The organism is Isoptericola sp. NPDC056134, from assembly GCF_042264825.1.
GTDB classification, from domain to species: Bacteria; Actinomycetota; Actinomycetes; order Actinomycetales; family Cellulomonadaceae; genus Isoptericola; species Isoptericola nanjingensis.
On the sequence record NZ_JBHJVM010000003.1, the window covers coordinates 61,108 to 80,079 of the forward strand.

16 protein-coding genes and 1 pseudogene are annotated in these 18,972 nt (G+C 73.0%); 6 read left to right on the forward strand and 11 right to left on the reverse strand.

Annotation, left to right across the window (positions count from 1 at the left end):
• Window positions 1-28: 28 nt before the first annotated feature.
• Both ACFCZN_RS04245 and ACFCZN_RS04250 read right to left on the reverse strand, forming a co-directional pair.
• Window positions 29-1,681 carry a DHA2 family efflux MFS transporter permease subunit gene (locus tag ACFCZN_RS04245; RefSeq protein WP_430555924.1) on the reverse strand — a complete coding sequence of 551 codons (1,653 nt, stop codon included), beginning with the start codon at window positions 1,679-1,681 and terminating at the stop codon, window positions 29-31.
• Window positions 1,682-1,733: 52 nt separating this feature from the next.
• Window positions 1,734-2,228 (reverse strand): MarR family winged helix-turn-helix transcriptional regulator, encoded by a 495-nt coding sequence (locus tag ACFCZN_RS04250; RefSeq protein WP_429763979.1) that lies wholly within the window; start codon window positions 2,226-2,228, stop codon window positions 1,734-1,736.
• Between the two features lie 79 nt (window positions 2,229-2,307).
• Between ACFCZN_RS04250 and ACFCZN_RS04255 the strand changes: the two genes are divergently transcribed.
• From ACFCZN_RS04255 to ACFCZN_RS04265, 3 genes are all read left to right on the forward strand, one after another.
• Window positions 2,308-3,387: an LLM class flavin-dependent oxidoreductase gene (locus ACFCZN_RS04255; RefSeq protein ID WP_430555925.1), complete on the forward strand. Its 1,080-nt coding sequence runs from the start codon at window positions 2,308-2,310 to the stop codon at window positions 3,385-3,387.
• On the forward strand, window positions 3,384-4,019 hold the full coding sequence (locus ACFCZN_RS04260) for an NADPH-dependent F420 reductase (protein WP_430555926.1): 636 nt from the start codon (window positions 3,384-3,386) through the stop codon (window positions 4,017-4,019). The genes ACFCZN_RS04255 and ACFCZN_RS04260 overlap by 4 nt, the downstream gene beginning before the upstream one ends.
• Before the next feature lie 229 nt (window positions 4,020-4,248).
• Window positions 4,249-4,920: a DUF4287 domain-containing protein gene (locus tag ACFCZN_RS04265; protein WP_430555927.1), complete on the forward strand. Its 672-nt coding sequence runs from the start codon at window positions 4,249-4,251 to the stop codon at window positions 4,918-4,920.
• Between the two features lie 63 nt (window positions 4,921-4,983).
• Here the strand turns inward: ACFCZN_RS04265 and rbsD are convergent, their stop codons facing one another.
• The 9 genes from rbsD to ACFCZN_RS04310 form a co-directional block, all read right to left on the reverse strand.
• Window positions 4,984-5,481 carry a D-ribose pyranase gene (gene rbsD, locus ACFCZN_RS04270; protein ID WP_430555928.1) on the reverse strand — a complete coding sequence of 166 codons (498 nt, stop codon included), beginning with the start codon at window positions 5,479-5,481 and terminating at the stop codon, window positions 4,984-4,986.
• Window positions 5,478-6,404 (reverse strand): ribokinase, encoded by a 927-nt coding sequence (locus ACFCZN_RS04275; protein ID WP_430555929.1) that lies wholly within the window; start codon window positions 6,402-6,404, stop codon window positions 5,478-5,480. Before ACFCZN_RS04275 ends, rbsD begins: the two co-directional genes overlap by 4 nt.
• A gap of 51 nt (window positions 6,405-6,455) precedes the next feature.
• Window positions 6,456-7,160, reverse strand: coding sequence for a deoxyribose-phosphate aldolase (gene deoC, locus ACFCZN_RS04280; protein WP_429763973.1), 705 nt, complete (start codon window positions 7,158-7,160; stop codon window positions 6,456-6,458).
• A gap of 63 nt (window positions 7,161-7,223) precedes the next feature.
• Window positions 7,224-8,078 (reverse strand): carbohydrate ABC transporter permease, encoded by an 855-nt coding sequence (locus ACFCZN_RS04285; RefSeq protein WP_429763972.1) that lies wholly within the window; start codon window positions 8,076-8,078, stop codon window positions 7,224-7,226.
• Window positions 8,075-8,968 carry a carbohydrate ABC transporter permease gene (locus tag ACFCZN_RS04290; RefSeq protein WP_430555930.1) on the reverse strand — a complete coding sequence of 298 codons (894 nt, stop codon included), beginning with the start codon at window positions 8,966-8,968 and terminating at the stop codon, window positions 8,075-8,077. The genes ACFCZN_RS04285 and ACFCZN_RS04290 overlap by 4 nt, the downstream gene beginning before the upstream one ends.
• A 25-nt stretch (window positions 8,969-8,993) precedes the next feature.
• Complete coding sequence (locus ACFCZN_RS04295; protein WP_430555931.1) at window positions 8,994-10,271, reverse strand: ABC transporter substrate-binding protein; 1,278 nt, start codon at window positions 10,269-10,271, stop codon at window positions 8,994-8,996.
• Window positions 10,272-10,360: 89 nt separating this feature from the next.
• Complete coding sequence (locus ACFCZN_RS04300; RefSeq protein WP_430555932.1) at window positions 10,361-11,875, reverse strand: hypothetical protein; 1,515 nt, start codon at window positions 11,873-11,875, stop codon at window positions 10,361-10,363.
• A complete protein-coding gene (locus ACFCZN_RS04305) occupies window positions 11,872-12,888 on the reverse strand; it encodes a hydroxyacid dehydrogenase (RefSeq protein ID WP_430555933.1) in 1,017 nt (338 codons plus the stop codon). Before ACFCZN_RS04305 ends, ACFCZN_RS04300 begins: the two co-directional genes overlap by 4 nt.
• Window positions 12,885-14,039, reverse strand: a complete 1,155-nt coding sequence (locus tag ACFCZN_RS04310; RefSeq protein WP_430555934.1) for a mandelate racemase/muconate lactonizing enzyme family protein — start codon at window positions 14,037-14,039, stop codon at window positions 12,885-12,887. Before ACFCZN_RS04310 ends, ACFCZN_RS04305 begins: the two co-directional genes overlap by 4 nt.
• Before the next feature lie 201 nt (window positions 14,040-14,240).
• Here ACFCZN_RS04310 and ACFCZN_RS04315 point away from each other — a divergent pair, with 201 nt between their 5' ends.
• The 3 genes and pseudogenes from ACFCZN_RS04315 to ACFCZN_RS04325 all read left to right on the forward strand — a co-directional run.
• On the forward strand, window positions 14,241-14,978 hold the full coding sequence (locus ACFCZN_RS04315) for a FadR/GntR family transcriptional regulator (RefSeq protein ID WP_429763966.1): 738 nt from the start codon (window positions 14,241-14,243) through the stop codon (window positions 14,976-14,978).
• A gap of 305 nt (window positions 14,979-15,283) precedes the next feature.
• Window positions 15,284-17,722, forward strand: a complete 2,439-nt coding sequence (locus ACFCZN_RS04320) for a glycosyl hydrolase family 95 catalytic domain-containing protein (protein WP_429763965.1) — start codon at window positions 15,284-15,286, stop codon at window positions 17,720-17,722.
• Between the two features lie 58 nt (window positions 17,723-17,780).
• A pseudogene (locus tag ACFCZN_RS04325) lies at window positions 17,781-18,972 on the forward strand (right-handed parallel beta-helix repeat-containing protein); the annotation flags it as partial.

Below are 18,972 nucleotides of genomic sequence, written 5' to 3' on the forward strand. Positions count from 1 at the left end.
ACGGGCGCCCACGACGCTCCCGGGGGTGTCAGGCCGCCGTCGGCGCGGCCTCGTGCTCGCGGTGCTGCACGGGGGACATCGCCGCCGCGCAGAGCACCCCGACGACGAGCACCACACCCACCAGCAGCAGCGTCTGCGCCGCCGCGTCGGCGAAGCCCGCGAAGAACGCCTGCTGGGCGGCCGCCCCGACCTGCTCGGCGACCGAGGCCGGCACCTGGTCGGGCAGCTGCACCGACCCGACCGCCGTCGTGCCGAGGCTGCCGCTCGCCTGCGAGATGCCGTCGACGAACGCCTGGCGGTACTGCTCGGGCAGCTGCGCGGCGACGTCCTGCGCGGCCGCCGGGACCGTGACCGTGAGCCGGGCGGACAGCAGCGCCACGACGACCGCCGACCCGATGACCCCGCCCACCTGACGGGTGGTGTTGAACGCACCGGCGCCCGCCCCGGCCGTGCGCGCGTCGAGCCCCGACGTCGCCAGGTTGGACAGCGGCGAGAACGTGAGCCCCGTGCCGACGCCGAACAGCGCCATGGGCCACAGCAGCGCGAACGGGGACAGGTCCGGGTCGAGCACCGCGGCGAGCCACAGCACCGCGCCGGCGATGGCGGCGAACCCGGCCGCCACCACCCACTTGGCGGGCACCCGGTCCGACAGCCGGCCCGCGAACGGCGCGACGACGCCGGACACGAGCGAGCCTGGCATCATCACGAGCGCCGCGTTGATGGGCGTCAGGCCGAGGATCGACTGCAGGAAGATCGTCAGCGGGAAGAAGATGCCGATCATCGCGAAGGTCACGACCATGCCGTCGACGTTCGCGAGCGAGAAGTTGCGCGAGCGGAACAGCCGCAGCGGCAGCAGAGCGCGCGGGCCCTGGCGGTGCTGCCACCACACGAAGACCGCGAGCACGAGGACGCCGAGACCCACCACCGACCACACGGAGAACGGCCCCCAGATGTGGCCCCAGTCGAAGTTCTCGCCCTCCTGGAGGCCGAAGACCACCGCCGCGAGGCCCAGGACGGACAGCACCACGCCCAGCGGGTCGATCGTGGTGCCGTGCGACGGCAGGTGCGGCAGCCGCGCGACCGAGAACCACAGCGCCGCCACGCCCACCGGGATGTTGACGTAGAAGATCCACTCCCAGCCGATCGTCTCCACGAAGACGCCGCCGAGGAGCGGGCCGACGAGCGTCGCCACGCCCGCCGTCGCGCCCCACAGCCCCATCGCCGCTCCGCGCTGGGTGGGCGGGAAGACGCGCGTGATCATCGACATCGTCTGCGGCGTCATCATCGCGGCGCCGACGCCCTGGACCACCCGGAAGCCGATGAGCCAGCCGATCTCGGGCTCCGAGCCGATGTTGCCGGAGAACCCGCACAGGAACGAGAACGTCGTGAACACGATCAACCCGGCGATGAACACCGACTTCTGCCCGTAGCGGTCGCCGAGCCGGCCGGCGAGGAGCATCAGCACCGCGTACGAGAGCAGGTAGGCGCTGTTGACCCAGCCGACCTCGATGAGGGAGGCGGAGAACTGCTCGGTCAGGGTGGGGATGGCGATGTTCACGATGGTCGTGTCGACCATGATCATGAAGAAGCCGAGGATGAGCGGCGGGAGCACGCTCCACGCGGACCTGCCGTGCAGGTCGACGAGCGGGGTCACCGGGCCGCGCCCGGGAGAGGTGGACATGCGACGAGCGTGGCACGACCCACCGACGCGCGCGCGGCCTGCCCGGAGCGGTTCAGCCCTCGGCCGGAGCCTGGGCCGGGGACGGCTCGGGACGGTCCAGCGCGGCCCGCAGCGCGACGGCGATCTCGCCGGCGGCCGCCAGCTGGTCGTCGGTGAGCGCGTCGACGAAGAGCTGCCGCACGACGCGCAGGTGCGCGACGGACGCGCGCCGGAACGTCGCCGCGCCGTCGTCGGTGAGCGCGACGCCGGCCGCGCGGCTCCCCTGCCTGGCGACCAGGCCGCGCCGTTCCATGCGGCCCACCTGGTGCGACAGGCGGCTGCGCTCCCAGCCGACAGCGTCCGCGAGCGCCGACGAGCGCAGGCAGTGACCCTGGGCGTCGTGCAGGGCGAGCAGGACGGCGTAGTCGGACGACGAGAGCCCCGACTCGGCCTGCAGGCGCGCGGACAGCCGCGAGCGCAGCGCGTCCGTGGTCTCGACGAACTCGCGCCAGGTGCGCAGCTGGTCGCTGGTCGGCGAGCGCCGACCGCCGTCCCGGCCCTGGGTCATGCCGCCCTCCAGCCCTCGGGAATTGACACGTCAATTCCGACGTTACCCCCGGCGACCGACACCGTCACGGGAGGGCATCATGACCACGCTCCAGCTCGGGCTCGACTCGTTCGGCGACCGCCCGGTGGGCGCCGACGGCGAGCTCGTCTCGCACGCCGCCGCGATCCGCCAGGTCGTCGAGGAGGCCGTGCTGGCCGACCGGGTGGGCGTCGACGTCGTCGCCCTCGGCGAGCACCACCGGCCCGAGTACGCGATCTCGACGCCGGAGACCGTGCTCGCCGCGATCGCGTCGCGCACGGAGCGGATCCGCCTCGCCTCGGGCGTCACGGTGCTGTCCTCCGACGACCCGGTGCGCGTCTTCCAGCGCTTCGCCACCCTCGACGCGCTCTCGGACGGCCGCGCAGAGGTCATCCTCGGGCGCGGGTCGTTCACCGAGTCGTTCCCGCTGTTCGGCTACGACCTGGCCGACTACGACCTCCTCTTCGACGAGAAGATCCACCTCTTCACCGAGCTCCTCAAGGAGCAGCCGGTCACCTGGTCGGGCACCACCCGGCCCGCGCTGCGCGACGCCGACGTCTTCCCCAAGACCGAGTCCGGCCACCTGTCGACGTGGGTGGGCGTGGGCGGCTCCCCGCAGTCCGTGGTCCGGGCCGCGCACTACGGCCTGCCCCTCATGCTCGCGATCATCGGCGGGGAGCCCGGCCGGTTCGCGCCGTACGTCGACCTGTACCGGCGCGCGACCGCCCAGCTCGGCACGACGGCGCACCCGGTCGGGATGCACTCGCCGGGGTTCGTCGCCGACACCGACGAGGAGGCCGTCGAGATCTTCTGGCCCCACTACCGCCTCCAGCGCGACCGCATCGGCGCCTCCCGCGGCTGGCCGCCGATCCGGCGCGAGGAGTACGACGCCGAGGTGGCGCACGGCTCCCTGTACATCGGCTCGCCGGAGACCGTGGCCCGCAAGATCGCGTCCGCGGTGACCGAGCTCGGCGTCGGCCGGTTCGACATGATCTACACCACCGGCGCGCAGCCCGCCGAGGCCCGCCTGCGCAACGTGGAGCTGTACGGCACGCAGGTGGTCCCCCGGGTCCGCGAGCTCGTCGCCGAGCACGCCGCGGCGTCCCCGGCGGAGCCGGTCACGGCAGGCGGTGCCGCGTGACCGCCACGATCGGCGTCCTCGGTGCGGGCAAGGTCGGCACGGTCCTGGCGCGGCTCGCCGTGGAGGCCGGGTACCGCGTGCTCGTCGCGGGCTCCGGCGACCCGGCGAGGATCGCGCTGACCGTCGAGGTGCTCGCGCCCGGCGCGCAGGCCGTCACGGCCCAGGCGGCCGCGGCGAAGGCCGACGTCGTCGTGCTCGCCCTGCCGCTGGGCCGGTACCGCACCGTGCCTGCGGACGCGCTGGCCGGCAAGCTCGTCGTCGACGCCATGAACTACTGGTGGGAGGTGGACGGGCACCGGGCCGACCTCAGCGACCCGGCCGCCTCGACGAGCGAGCTCGTGCAGGAGTTCCTGGCCGCGTCGCGGGTCGTCAAGGCGTTCAACCACATGGGCTACCACGACCTGGACGCCGGGGCCCGTCCTGCGGGAGCCCCGGGCCGCCGGGCGATCGCCGTCGCGGGGGACGACGCCGACGACGTGGCGCAGGTCGCCGGTCTCGTCGACCGGCTCGGTTTCGACCCCGTCGTCGCGGGCCCGCTGTCCGCCGGCGCGCGCCTGCAGCCCGGCACACCGGCCTTCGGGGCGAACCTCCCCCACGACGAGCTGCGCGCGCTGGTCTCCCCCGCCGCCTGACGCCGCGGGCGCCGTCCCGGGCGCCCGGCGGCGCCGCGCCCTATGCTGGTCGGCAGGGCGGCGCGTCCCGCCCGATCCCCGGACCGGCGCTCGCGCCGCCGGGACCGCGCGAGCGGTGGGGACAGAGGGGACCTCGAGTGCTCGACGCGGTCAGGACACCGTGTTCACCGGTGCCTGCCGGCGGGCGCGAGCCGCGGGTGGCGCACCGTGCGAGCACGCAGGAGTCCTCATGACCACGCAGGAGTCGTTCAAGAAGCGCGTCCGCGCGCGCATGGCCGCCACCGGCGAGAGGTACGGCGCCGCGCGCCGCACCCTCCTCGCCCGGGCGGCACCTCCCCCGGCCGGCGCCCGCGCCTGGGTGTCGGAGCCCGACCTCTCCGACGACACGATCGGCGAGGGCACCGGCCGCGGGTGGGACGAGTGGGTCGCGCTCGTCGACGCCGGCCCCGGTCGCGACGCCGGGCACACCGCCATCGCCGCCTGGGTCGCGGGCGAGCACGGCGTCTCCGGCTGGTGGGCGCAGTCGGTCACCGTGGGCTACGAGCGCATCACCGGGCTGCGCGTGCCCGGCCAGCGGCCCGACGGCACGTTCTCGGTCAGCCGGTCGCGGCTGCTCGACGTCGACCGCGACACGCTGCGCGCCCTGCTCGACGACGACGCCGACCGCGCCGGCCTCGTGCCCGGCCTCACGCTCGCACCGCGGTCGCGCCCGGGCGTGAAGAGTCCGCGGTTCGGGGTGTCCGACGACGACGGCGAGCACGGCGTCGCGATGTTCTCGCCGGACCCGGTCGGGTCGCGGCTGCGCCTGACCGTGACCCACGAGCGGCTCGGCTCCGCGGCCGAGGCCGAGCTGTGGAAGGCGTTCTGGGCCGACTGGCTGGCAGCGCTCGACGACGCCTGACGGTCGCCCCGGCCGGTCTCGGACCGGTCCTCGACCGGGAACCCGCCGGACGCCGGGGGCGTGCTACCCGAGCTCGGGTCGCACGCCCTCGGCGATCATCCGCCGCCGCTCGACGTACTCCGGCAGGATCGTCACGTCGTCGTCGGCGAACCACTCGAACGGCGCGGTGGACGCGACGAGCGCGAAGTTCGCCCAGGGCTCGAACGAGCCGGAGCGCACCACGACCTTGGCGCGCGGCGCCCAGTGCTCGATGAGGTGCTCGTGGGTCGTGCCGCGGAACGTGGCGCCCGAGCCGGTGAAGAGGTCCTGCACGTCGCCGTAGAGGCGCGGGTGGTGCGTCCGCACCTCGCCGGCCATGTGCACCTCCTCGACGAAGACCTCCTCCAGCAGCACCCGCAGGATCGTCCGCACGTCGAGGTGCCCGCGTGTCAGCGCGAGGTCGACGCGGTGCGCGTCCTGCGGGATCGGGAACCCGGCGTCGGTCACCAGCACGACGTCGGTGTGCCCCAGCGTGGCGAGCGCCCCGGCCAGGCCGGGGTGCAGGATCCGTCCGCTTCTCATGCCGTCTCCTTCGTCCTCGCGAGGAACTCCTCGACCTCGGCGCGCGCCCGGTAGGACGGCACCGTCTCCCAGTGCTCGCAGCACAGCGCCGCCACGACGCCGGCGAAGGCGGCCGCGCCCCGCAGGTCGCGTCCCTCCCCGAGCGCGACGGCGAGCGCCGCGTTGAAGCTGTCGCCCGCGCCGTTGGAGTCGACGACGTCGACCGCCGCGGCCGGCACGGCCGTCGCGCCCGCGGCGTCCGCCACGAGCGCCCCGTCCTCCCCGCGCGTGACGACGACGGCCCGCGGGCCGAGAGCGAGCAGGCGCCGGGCGAGCTCCTCGACCGGGGTCGGGTCGCCGGGCAGCAGGCCCAGCGCGACCCGTGCCTCGTGCTCGTTAGGCGTGAGCACGTCCACGGCCGACAGGTCGACGCCCCGCAGGTCCACGGCGGGTGCCGGGTTGAGCACCGTCGGCACGCCGGCATCCCGTGCGACGGCGAGCGCGTGCAGCGCCGAACCGAGCGGGATCTCGAGCTGGGCCAGGACGACGTCCGCCCCGCGCATCGCGTCGGCCGACGCGTCCAGCACGTCGGGCAGGAGCCCGTCGTTGGCGCCCTTGTCGACGACGATGAGGTTGCGCCCCGCGGTGTCCTTGACGATGAACCCGACCCCCGTCGGCGCGGTCGCGTCGACCGTCACGCGGGAGTCGTCGACCCCCTCGGCGGCCATGAGGGCGCGGAACTCCGCGCCGTGCGCGTCGTCACCCACGGCCCCGACGTACGCGACGTCGGCGCCGAGCCGGGCCGCCTGGACGGCCATGTCGGAGCCCTTGCCCCCGTACGTCTCGCGGTACTCGCGCCCGAGCAGGGTCTCCCCCGCCTCGGGCAGCCGGTCGACCGTCATCACGAGAGCCTTGGCATAGCTCCCCACCACCGTGAGCCTCATCGCTCCCCTTCGTGTCGCGTCGTCGTGCGGTCTGCCGCGCGTCCGGCCCGGTCAGTAGGCGTCCGGGTCGCCGACGAGCCCGTCGACGATGGCCGGCCCGGAGCTGGTGCCGACCAGCTCGGCGCCCGCCTCGAACAGGCGCTGCATCTTCCCGAGCGAGTTGACCTTGCCGGACACCTTGACCCGGCACGGCGGCTCGATGTTCGCGGCGAGCAGGCGCACGTCGTGCTCGGTGGCCTCCAGGCCGCCCTTGCCCCACCCGGAAGACTGCTTCACCCAGTCGACGCCGGCCTCGTACGCGATCCGCGTGGCGCGGGCCTTGAGGTCGTCGGTGGGCAGGAAGCCGAACTCGAGCATCACCTTCACGGCCACGCCCTCGGCGTGCGCGAGCCGGACGACGTCCTCGACGTCGCGGGCGTAGAGGTCCTCGTCGCCCCCGAGCAGCAGGCCCGGGTGCGGCGGGAAGTCGAACTCGTCCACCCCGGCCGCGACGAGCGCTCGCAGCGCGGCGAGCCGCATCTCGGGGGTGTCGTTGGCCATGGGGAAGTTGAGCGTGGATGCGACCTTGACGCCGGTGCCCGCGAGCACGTCCTTCGCCAGCGGCACCCAGTACGGCGCGATCATCGCGGCGTCGAAGCCGTAGGCGGCGCACGTCTCGAGGTGCTTCGTCACGCCGTCGCGCGTGAGGTCGGGGTTGACGTTCGTGTACTGGATCGCCCGGGCGACCTGCGCCGGGTCGGTGAAGTCGAGGGTCATGCGGTTCTCCTGGACAGGTGCGAGACGAGTGGGAGGCGAGGGGGAGACCGGTGGGTGGGCGGGTCAGCCCTTGACCGCGCCGGCGGACAGGCCGCTCATGACGTGGCGCTGCATGAGGACGAAGATGAGCAGGATCGGGACCACCGCCAGCAGCAGGGTGGGGAAGACGATCTCGTAGTTGGTCGTGTACGAGGACACGGCCGCGTACACGCCGGTGGTGATGGTCCGGAACGACGACCCGGGCCCGAGGATGAGCTGCGGGCTGACGAAGTCGTTCCAGGCGCTGAGCGCGTTGAGGATGAACGCCGTCGCGACGATCGGCTTCATGAGCGGGAACACGATCCGCCACAGCACGCGCTGCTGGCTCGCGCCGTCGATCGCCGCGGCCTCGTCGAGCGAGCGCGGCAGCATGCGGATGTACCCGGTGAAGATGAACAGGGTGAACGGGATCATCGTCGACGACATGAAGAGCACCAGGCCCGGCAGGGTCCCCATGAGGTGCAGCGCCTTCAGCACGAAGATCGCGGGCACCAGGATGATCTGCGCCGGGATGAACATGCCCGCGACGAAGAACATCAGCAGCACCCGGAACAGGACCGTCGGGGTCCTGGCGATGACGTACGCCGTGGGGACGGAGACCCCGATCGCGACGACGTTGCACGCGACGACCAGGAACAGCGTCACCGCGTAGCCGGAGACCACCGGGAAGTTGGGGTTGGTCCACGCGTCCTGCAGGAACTGGGTCGTGGCCGTGGCCGGGTCGAACCCGAGCGGCGACAGCAGGATCTCCTGCTGCGGCTTGAACGCGTTGACGACGACGATGTACAGCGGCACGAGCATCGCGACCGACAGGACGGCGATCGCCCCGTTCCGCAGGGTCGTGCGCGTCCGCGCCGACCGGCTGCCGGACAGGCTCATGACAGCGCCTCCGCTCCCTCTTCGGCGCGCCTGCGCAGCGCGATGATCGTGAACGACAGGATCCCGGCGACGACGATGAGCAGCATCGCCTGCGCGCACGCCAGCCCCACCTTGTTGTTGGCGAAGGACACGGCGAGGATCTCGTAGGCCCAGGTCTGCGTGGCGTCCCCGGGGCCGCCGTTGGTGAGGCCGAGGACGACCTCGTAGACCTTGAGCAGCGACAGCACCGACGTCACGATCGTCACCGTCACGGTGGGCGCGAGCGCCGGCCACGTGACGTGCTGGAACACCTGCACGCGGCCGGCGCCGTCGAGCGTCGCCGCCTCCTGGAGGTCGGCGGGCACGGCTTGCAGGCCCGCCAGGTACAGCACGAGCTGGACGCCGAGCTGGGCCCACACGATGACGGCGATCATCGTGGCGAGCGCCCAGTCCGGGTCGGACAGGAACGGCAGGGTCGACCGGCCCGACCCAGTGAGCAGGTTGTTCACCGCGCCCTGCGGGCCGAGGATCGCCTGCCACAGGAAGCCCACGATGAGGGCCGACAGCACGTGCGGGTAGAACATCACGGCCCGCGCGAACGCCGTGAACGGGGTGGTCCGCCGCAGCAGGAGGGCCAGGCCCAGCGCGATCACGTTGACGCCGAACGCGCCCACCACCGCGATGACCCCGGTGACCCACAGCGACGAGTGCATGTCGCCCGTCGGGTCGGTGAAGATCCGTGTGTAGTTCTCCAGCCCGACCCACTCGGGCGCCTGGGTCGGGATGCCGTTGTACTCGGTGAACGAGTAGTAGACGGCGTACCCGACCGGCACCACCATGAGACCGATGTAGACCAGCGCCGCCGGGACCGTCATCAGGCCCCGGCCCAGCGCACCCCTTCTCCCCAGCACGCGTGCCGTCCTCGCTCGAGCCATGTCAGCCCGCTGCCTCCGCGTCGTACCACGCCGTGAGCTGGCCCGCGGCGTCCGCGGGCGACGTGCCCTGCCACAGCCCCTGCGCGACCTCGGTGAACTTCTCGTTGAACCCGGCGACCGGCAGGGCGAAGTCGCCCACCGTCTGGTTGCCGGGCACGACGAACGACGGCGCGGCGTCGAGCAGCTCCTGGACCAGCCCCGCGTACTCGTTCGCGCTCGCGTCCAGGCCCTCGCGGTTGAAGTTGTCCATCTCCGCCTGGGTGGCGATCGCGTCCTCGTCCGTCACGAGGTACTCCACGAGCTGCGTGGCGGCGTCCTTGGCCTGCGTCCCGTTCCAGACCATGTACGGGAACGCCATCGTGGCGCCCATCGGCGCGGGCTGGTCCGCGGCGTCGTCGACGGGCGGCGCGAAGATCCCGACCTCGAACTCGGGCGGCGACGCCGCGAGCGTCGTGGTGAACCACGAGCCCATCGGGTAGATCCCGACGTCGCCGGCGATGAAGTTCGCCTCCTGCGTGCCGCTGTCGGTGGCCACGTCGTCGGCGGTCGTGTAGCCGGCGTCGATCCAGCCGGCCACGTGCTCGAACATCGGCTGGAACTGGTCGCCGAGCGTCGAGGACCCGCCGGCCACGGCCTGCTGCCACCCGGGGGTGCTGAGGTTCTGCTGCGGGTGCCAGATCTCCTGCACCTGGACGCCGGTGGCCCACTCGGAGGCGAAGCCGATCGGCTTCTTCACGCCCTCGTCCTGCAGGGCCTTGAGGGCGGCGTCCATGTCCTCCCAGGTGGCGGGGGGCTCCGTGATGCCGGCCTTCTCGAAGAGTTCCTTGTTGTAGTACAGGAGCGACTGGGCCTGCATGCCGACGCCCACCACGTTGATCGCGCCGTCCGTGGAGTACAGGTCGGCCATCGGGGTGCCCTGCGCCCAGTCGAACTCCGACAGGTCGAGGATCTCGGGCGCCGTGTCCTCGGTGGGGAAGATCGACTGGATGACGTCGGGCGCCGTGCCGGCCGCGAGCTGCGTGGGGAACGTCTCGGCGACCGACTGGCCGCTCGGCCCCTCGATCTTGACGTCGATCCCCGTCTCCTCCTCGAAGGGGGCGACGAGCTCGTCCCACTTCGCCTGCGTGAGGTTGTCGGTGATGTTCACGAGCATCCGCACCTGGTCGCCGCCGCCCGCGCTGCCGCCGCCGTCGCCGGAGCTGCAGGCCGTGAGGGCGAGGACGGGTACGAGCCCGAGCGCGGAGGCGCCGATCGCCCCGCGCCGAAACCTTGCTGACATCGTTGTCTCCCTGGGTGGGTGCGTCGTCCTCGAGAACGAGGACCACTTGTCATACATGCTACATGTGAGAGGTGGCGTGCCACCAGCCCTTAGCCGAGACGACCTCGGAACGGGACCGGGCCGACCACGGTGACGTCCGTGGACCGGTCCGAGCCGTCGATCCGGAAGATCCCCTCATCCGCGACGAAGAACGCCGGCGGCCCGGGATACTCCAGCTCCGCCGGCAGCGGCTCCTTGTCCGTCCAGGCGAAGAACGACCGCGCGAACGTGTCGCGGTCCTTGCGGCCGAAGATGCTGAGATCCCCGGCCGTGTACGGGCTGAGGATGCACCAGTGCACGCCGTCCTCGGCCCAGAACGCCCGGTCCGACAGGATCACCGCCTGCCGGTCGGGGTCCGCGAACACGGCGTCCCAGAACGTCGCGTCGACGTCACCCCGGGCCAGCGCGTGGCGGGCGAGGAAGAGCAGGTCGTGCGCGTGCCAGGCGGTGCTCGGCGCGACGTCGGCCTCGTGGTGCCAGCCCGTGGCGGAGACGAACGGGCCGGCGGGCGACTGGTAGTGCGCGTAGGTACGCAGGCACGCGTCGCGGAAGTCGCCCAGCTCGGGCACGTCGACGTCGGCCAGCACCTCCTCGATGCCGTACAGGCTCAGCCCCATCCCCGCGACCAGCATCGGCGTGGTCGACAGCAGGTGCGTGCCGCCCCGCACGTACCAGTAGCGGTGGAACCGCGTGCAGCCCGCGTCGTCCACCCACGCGGAGCGCGCGACGTGCCGGCAGATCGCCACCGCCTCCTCCAGGAGGTCGGGCCGGCCGAACCGGCGCGCGCCCAGGACGAGCGGCACCACCATGAGCCCGTAGTACTCGGCGGGCTCGAGGATGCCGCCGCCCTCGCGGTCGGTCGGCTGACGGAAGACACCCACGGACTCGCCGTCGGGCACCCCGCGCACGTGACTGAGGCGCACCAGGGCGTCGAGGTCGTCCTCGAGCTCGGCGGCGTAGACGTCGACGCCGCTCAGCTCCTCGTACCGCAGCTTGGCCCAGACCCGCGCGTACTCCTGGTTCACCGTGCCGTCGGGCGTCGGGCGTCCGCCGCCGTAGACGCGGCAGGCGTCGAGGTCGCGCCGGACGGCCGCGAGCACCTCGGCGCGCTCGTCCTCGGGCAGGAGGTGCCCGGCGTGCCGCAGCCCCTCCAGCAGGCCGAGGCAGCCCACCATGTTGTGGATCAGGCCCGCGGTGGCCGACTCCCCCACCTGGAACCCGATGTGGCGGAACTGCCCGTCGTCCTGCACGGTCCGCGCCTGGAAGAGCATCATCCGGCGCCACAGGTCGAGCCCGCGGTCGTCGGGGTACCGGCCGAGCACCTCGCCGAACGCCGCGGTGGCCGGGGCGGAGAACGCCTGGTGACCGCTGGTGAAGTCGACGAACGTCGCCGGGTTGGTGCCCCACACGCTGTGGTTGTGGAAGCCCCGGATCTGCCCCTCGTCGCCCACCCACGTGCGCATCCAGCGCGCGAGCGCCGCGACGTCGGGGCCTGCTTGTCCTGCCGCCATGCGTCCTCCTGCCTCGTTGCTGCGGGTGGCATCCTCGCGCACCTCGGTCGTCACGACGCCACCAGCTCCTCCGTGTGCACGAACGGCAGCCCGCGGGCGAACCGCTCGACCTCCGCCACGACGGAGTCGCCGATCCGGCGCAGCTCCGTGCCCGTGGAGCCCGCGAGGTGCGGGGTGAGCACCACGTTCGGCAGGCTCCACAGCTCGCTGTCCGGCGGGGGCGGCTCGGGGTCGGTGACGTCGAGCACCGCGTCGATCCGGCCGGTGCGCAGCTCGGCGAGCAGCGCCACGCCGTCGACGACGCCGCCGCGGGCGGTGTTGACGAGGGTGGCGCCGTCGGGCATCAGGCCGAGCACCCGGGCGTCGACCTGCCCCGCCGTCTCGGGCGTGAGCGGCTGGTGCAGGGACAGGACGTCGGCGCGCGCGGCGACCTCGTCGAGGCACGCCGCCCGCGCCCCCGGCAGGCCGGGCACCGGGCCAGGCGCCAGCTCCGGGGAGTACAGCAGCACGTCGAGGTCGAACGGCCCCAGCAGCTCGACGACGCGGCGCCCGACCAGCGAGGCCCCGACGATCCCCACCGTGCGGCGGTAGTTGCCCGTGCCGGTGAGGAGACGGTCCGCGTCCGGGGCGGCGCGCCGCTCGCGGTAGGTCCGCTCGGCGGCGTGCGCCTTCTTGTTCGCGAGCAGGATCATCGCCAGCGCGTACTCGGCGACCGGCACCGCGTTGGCGGCCCGGGCGTGGGACGCCGTCACCCCGCGCGCCGCCAGCGCGGCCGGGTCGGCGAGGCACGTGCGCGCGACGCCGCCCGCGTAGGCGACCGCGCGCAGCCGCGGCACGAGGTCCGTGGGCAGGGGCGGCGCGCCCCAGCCGGCGACCAGCAGCTCGGCGCCGGCGAGGCGGCGGCGCGCAGCCTCCGACGCGACCTCCACGACGACCTCCGGGTCGAGGTCCACGACCGCCCCCAGGCGCTCGAGGCCGTCCGCCCCGAAGATGCGCTCCACGAGCCCGGGCGGGTCGAAGGCCAGCACTGCGCGGGGCCGGGCCCCGGCCTGCGGGAAGGCGCTCACTGCTGCTCGCCCGCGCGGCGGCGCGCGAGGCGCAGGCCGGCGTCGACGGGTCGCACGTGGGGGCCCGACGGCACGGCCCATGTGCCGGACTCGCGGTTCGTGGCGATGAGCTCCTCGTCGACCTCGATGCCGAGGCCGGGCGCGTCGCCCAGCACGATCCCGCCGTCCTGGATCTCCTGGTCCACGCGGAGCCCCACGGGCCACGACAGGTCCTGCACCTCGGTGACCAGGTGGTTGGGCACGGCGGCCGACGCGTGCGCGACGGGGTTGGCGTTGTAGCCGACGGGGCTGACCGGCAGGTCTCGGCCGAGGGCGAGCACCGAGACCCGCAGGAAGTGCGTGACGCCCCAGACGCTGCCCGCCTGCACGACGCCCACGGCGTCGCGGTCGAGCAGCGGCCCGTACTGCTCCAGGCCCGTGAGGTTCTCACCCGTGGCGACCGCCGCGCGCAGCTCGGAGGCGACGGCCCGGTGCCCGGCGACGTCCCACCGGCGTACCGGCTCCTCGATCCACATGATATCGACCTGGTCCTCGACGCGGCGGGCGAACCGGACTGCCTGGTGGCGCCCCCACGCCTCGTTCACGTCGTACATGAGGTCGGGGTGGTCGGCGTTCTCGCGCAGGACGTCGCGGACGATGGCGAGCCGCTTGACGTCGCGGTCGACGTCGAGGCCCCCCTTCACCTTGGCGCCGGTGAAGCCGCGCTCGGCCCACGGCTCGTAGAGCTCGACGAGCGCGTCGTCGGGCAGGGCGTACTCGAGCCCGGACGCATAGCCGGGCACGAAGCGGTCGGCCGCGCCGAGGGTGCGCCACAGGGGTTCGTCCGCCAGCTTGGCCTTGAGGTCCCACAGCGCCATGTCGAAGGCGCCGATGGTGCCGAACGTGCTGCCCGCGTGCCCGGACTTGAAGACGAACGCGAGCATGCGGTCGTAGAGCGCGGTCACCGCCCGCGGGTCCTGACCCTCGAGGGCACCGAAGACCAGGTCGAGGTCGCCGCTCGCCCCGAGGCCGACGCCGGTGACGCCGGCGTCCGTCTCGAGGAGCACGACCGGTACCTCGGTCACCCCGTCCGCGACGACGCCGTTGACGTCGCCCACCGGCCGCCCCCATCGGTGGACGGTGGTGAGGGTCCGGTATCCCGTGATGCGCATCCGCTGCTCCTACTCCGCACGCGCCGCCGTCGGCGCGAGTCTCGAGGCCGGGTCGTGGGAGGTGCAGCGGCTGGTGCCAGCGCCTCGTCGAGCCTGTCGGCTAAGTCATAACTTATGATACGAGTGATGAGTGCGCAAGCCTCCGCTACGCTCGGGGTGGCCGTCAGCGCAGGCCGCGACGCAGAACGGAGCCCGGACGACATGACAACGACGCCCTCGACCGCCGGAGCAGTGCCCCGCCCCCAGCGACACCGCCCGCCGCTCGCCGCCGCGGTGGTGAAGAGCCTCGTCACGGCGATCGTCGTCGGCGAGCACCCCCCGGGCAGCGCCCTCCCTCCGGCGGGCGCCCTCTGCGAGCAGTACGAGGTCAGCCGCACCGTGATCCGCGAGGCCACCACCGCCCTGGTGGAGAAGGGCCTCGTCGCGTCGCGCCAGGGATGGGGCACGATCGTGCTCGACCAGGACCAGTGGAGCCTGCTCGACCCGCTCGTCCTCGACGCACTCTTCCAGCGCGAGGACCGCCTCGTCTACCTCGACAACCTCATCGAGATCCGCACCACCCTGGAGTGCGCGATGGCCCGGCGGGCAGCCGGCCTGCTCGACGCCGAGCAGCGGTCCGCGCTCGCCGCCAAGCTCGACGAGCTCGCGGGGCTCGTCGACGACCCCACCGCGTACGCGCGCGTCGACCTCGAGTTCCACGAGCTGATCCACCGCGCCTCCCGCGACGCCTTCGGCCGTGCGATCGTCTCCAGCGTCCAGGGCAAGGCGCTGCACTCGCCGCAGTACAGCGGCACCCCGAGCGTCGACGACGTCCGCTCCACGCACGAGGGCCACACCCGGATCCTCGAGGCCCTCGCCGCCGGTGACGCGGACGGCGCGGAGGCCGCGATGCGCGAGCACATCACGTCGTCCTGGGCGCGCCGCCGGCCCCAGGAGTAGCACGGCCCGAGGCCCGGCCCTCCCGGCGGCACCGCTGCCGCCCGGAGCGCCGGGCCTCTTCTCGACCTGTTGACTTGTACTACATGTGATGTACTACATTCGATCCGTCGCGGCACCGCATCCCTGAGCACCTCGGGACGCGAGGACGGCGGGGCAGGGCTGCCCGGCCTCCACCGGCCGCGACAGCACTCCAGCGACACCCTGCAGTTCCGGTACCGAAGGCGACGACGCCCGACCGCACGGGCAGCCGTTCGACCTTTCGTGGCCTCGACGACGAGACGGACGACGAGAGGGATGTGGATGCGATGACCTCGTTCACCCGACGAGACCTGCTGAGATCGACCGGCGCCGCAGCGGCCGGAGCGGTCGTGCTGGCCGGCGGTGCCCGCGCCGGCACGGCCGAGGCCGCCACGGGGGACGCGGCCCCGGACGACGCCGCGACCCACCCGCTGGAGCTCTGGTACCCCCGGCCCGCGGCCGCGTGGCTGGAGGCTCTCGCGGTCGGCAACGGCCGGCTCGGCGCCATGGTCTTCGGCGGCGTCACGGCCGAGACGCTCATGCTCAACGAGGACACGGTCTGGGCGGGCGGCCCGCACGACTACGCCGACCCCGCGGGCGCCGAGGCCCTGCCGGAGATCCGGCGGCTGCTCACCGAGGAGCGCTGGGCCGACGCCCAGCGGCTCGCCGACGCGCGCTTCATGGGCCGGCCCACGGAGCAGATGCAGTACCAGCCCGTCGGCGACCTGCACCTCGCCTTCCCCGGGCTGACCGACGACGTCGCGGAGTACCGCCGTTCGCTCGACCTCACCACGGCGGTGACGACCACGACGTTCGTCGCCGACGGCGTGCGGCACACCCGGGAGGTGTTCGTCAGCCACGCCGACCAGGCGATCGTCGTGCGGCTGCGCGCGGACGTGCCGGGCGCCGTCTCGGTCGATGCCTCGTTCACGTCGCTGCAGGAGACGACCACCCTCGCGCACGACGGTCGGACGCTCGCGCTCGAGGGGCGCTCCGGCGAGGCCGAGGGCCTCGAGGGCGAGGTGCGGTTCGTCGCCCTGGCACGGGCCGTCGCCGAGGGCGGCTCGGTGGTGTGCGGCGAGACGTCGCTGCGGGTGCGGGGCGCCGACGCCGTCACGCTGCTCGTCACGATCGGCACCAGCCACCGCAGCTATCTCGACGTCGGGGGCGACCCCCTCCAGCAGGCGGCGCCGCCTCTCGAGCGGGCGAGCGTCCGCGGCTTCGGCGTCCTGCGCCGGTCGCACGTGCGCGACCACCAGGAGCTGTTCGGGCGCGTGGACCTCGACCTCGGCACGTCGCCGTCGGCCGACCTGCCGACCGACGAGCGGGTGGCGGCGTTCCGGGTCGGCGGCGACCCGCAGCTCGCCGCCCTGTACTACCAGTTCGGCCGCTACCTGCTGATCTCGAGCTCACGCGCGCCCGGCCAGCCTGCCAACCTGCAGGGGCTCTGGAACGCGGAGATGCTGCCCGCCTGGCAGTCGAAGTACACGCTCAACATCAACTGCGAGATGAACTACTGGCCGGCAGGCCCGTCGAACCTCGCGGAGTGCTGGCGGCCGCTGTTCGCGATGATCGAGGAGCTCGCGGAGTCGGGGGCGCGGACGGCGCGGAAGATGTGGGGAGCCCGGGGGTGGGTGGCCCACCACAACACCGACCTGTGGCGCGGGACCGCCCCCGTCGACCACGCCTTCTACGGGGTGTGGCCCACCGGCGGCGCGTGGCTCTCGCTGCTCTTCTGGGAGCACTACGAGTACACCGGCGACCTCGACACCCTGCGCGAGTACTTCCCCGTGCTGCGCGGCGCGGTCGAGTTCTTCCTCGACACGCTCGTCGTCGACGACGCGACCGGCTACCTGGTCACGAGCCCGTCGCACTCCCCCGAGCTGAAGCACCACGAGGACGACGACGAGGGCGTCAGCCTCTGCGCCGGGCCGACGATGGACTGCCAGATCCTGCGGGACCTGTTCACCGCGTTCGACAAGGCGTCGCGGGAGCTCGGCCTCGACCGCGAGACCGCCGTGGCCGCCCTCGCTGCGCGCGACAAGCTGCCCCCGAACCAGGTCGGCTACCTCGGCCAGCTCCAGGAGTGGCTGATCGACTGGGAGGACGCGGCCACCGAGACCAGCCGCCACGTCTCCCACCTGTGGGGCGTGTTCCCGAGCGACCAGATCACGCCTCGCCGGACGCCGGAGCTCGCGGCCGCGGCCGACCGGTCGCTCGAGCTGCGGGGCCCGGCCGTGACCGCCGGCTGGTCCCTGGCCTGGAAGATGAACATCCGCGCCCGCCTCCTGCAGCGCGACGGCGCCTACGCGCACCTCACGCAGCTGCTCTCCCCCGGCCGGACGGCGCCCAACCTGTTCGACCTGCACCCCCCGTTCCAGATCGACGGCAACTTCGGCGGCACGTCGGCGATCAACGAGATGCTCCTGCAGTCCCACTCCGGGGAGGTCTGGCTGCTGCCGTGCCTCCCCGAGGCCTGGCCCGAGGGGCGCGTGCGCGGCCTGCGCACCCGCGGGGGCTTCGAGATCACCATGACGTGGTCCGCCGGCCGACTCGACCACGCCCGCGTGCGCTCGCTGCTCGGCCGCACGGTCCGCCTGCGCACCGACGCGCCCGTGCGCGTCGTCGGGCCGCACGGTCCGGTCGCCGTCGAGCGACCCGAGGACGACCTGGCCGTGTTCGAGACGCGGCGCGGCGCCACCTACGTCGTCCAGCCGACGGCCTGAACCACCCGGCAGCAATCCACAGCCACCCACCCGCACCACTCACGAGAAGAGGACACCGATGTCCAGACGATGGATCAGGACCGGAACGGCGGCGGTCGTCGCGGTCAGCGCGGTCGCGGCCGTCGGGGTCGGGGCCACGGCCTTCGACCCGTACGCCGCCAGCTCCCAGAGCGGCGGCAAGTGCCCCCAGCTCTACGTCTCCCCCGACGGCGACGACGACCGCGGCAAGGGCACCGAGCGCAAGCCGTGGGCCAGCCTTGACAAGGCCCGCGACCACATCCAGGACCTCGGGCTCAACCACGAGCGCAAGATGCGCTGCGACATCGTGGTCAACCTCGCCGAGGGCGACTACCCCGTCGACGAGACCATCGAGTTCACCGAGAAGGACTCCGGCAACAACGGCCACCAGGTGATCTACCGCTCCGCCGACGGGCCCGGCAAGGCCAACCTCGTCGGCGCCGAGCCCGTCACCGGCTGGGAGCCCTACAAGGACGGCATCTACAAGACGACGTTCGACCCCGAGCAGCAGTTCTACACGCTGTTCGAGGACGGCGAGCGCTCCGAGCTGGCGCGCTACCCCAACCGGACCTCCGAGGACACGCAGGCCCCGTACCTGTTCTCCGTCCTCGGCGAGCCCGAGAAGGAGGCCGTCCGCTCCTGGCTCTACTGGAAGGACGGGGACTGGGACCCGGCGTGGGACGACACCGCGGACAGCAACCCTCTCAAGGACGCCCAGATCACGGTGTGGTCGGGCGGGTCCTGGAGCTGGTTCACGGACACGATCCCGATCGGCGGCGCGGACTACCGCAAGGGCTTCGCGACGTTCGACTACTGGTCGCGGTACGCCCTGGTCAACAGCCGCAGCGGGTCGCGCTACTACATCCAGAACGCCATGCCGTTCCTGGACCAGCCCGGTGAGTACTACGTGGACCGCGAGGCCGGCGAGCTCTACTACATGCCGCGGGGCGACATCGACGACGTCACCATCATGCGGCCGACCGTCGCCAAGCTCGTGGACATCAAGGGCGACTCCCCCGACGACCGGGCGCACGACATCACGTTCGACGGCCTCGGCGTCCAGTACTCCGACTTCGTCGACTGGTACCGCGCCGGGTGGATCAGCGCAGGCGACTCCGGCGAGGTGCACACCTATCCCGAGTACGACCGGCAGATCGAGATGCCCCGCAACCGGTTCGGCGCCGTCACGCTCGAGAACACCAGCAACATCACCCTCACCGGCATGCATATCC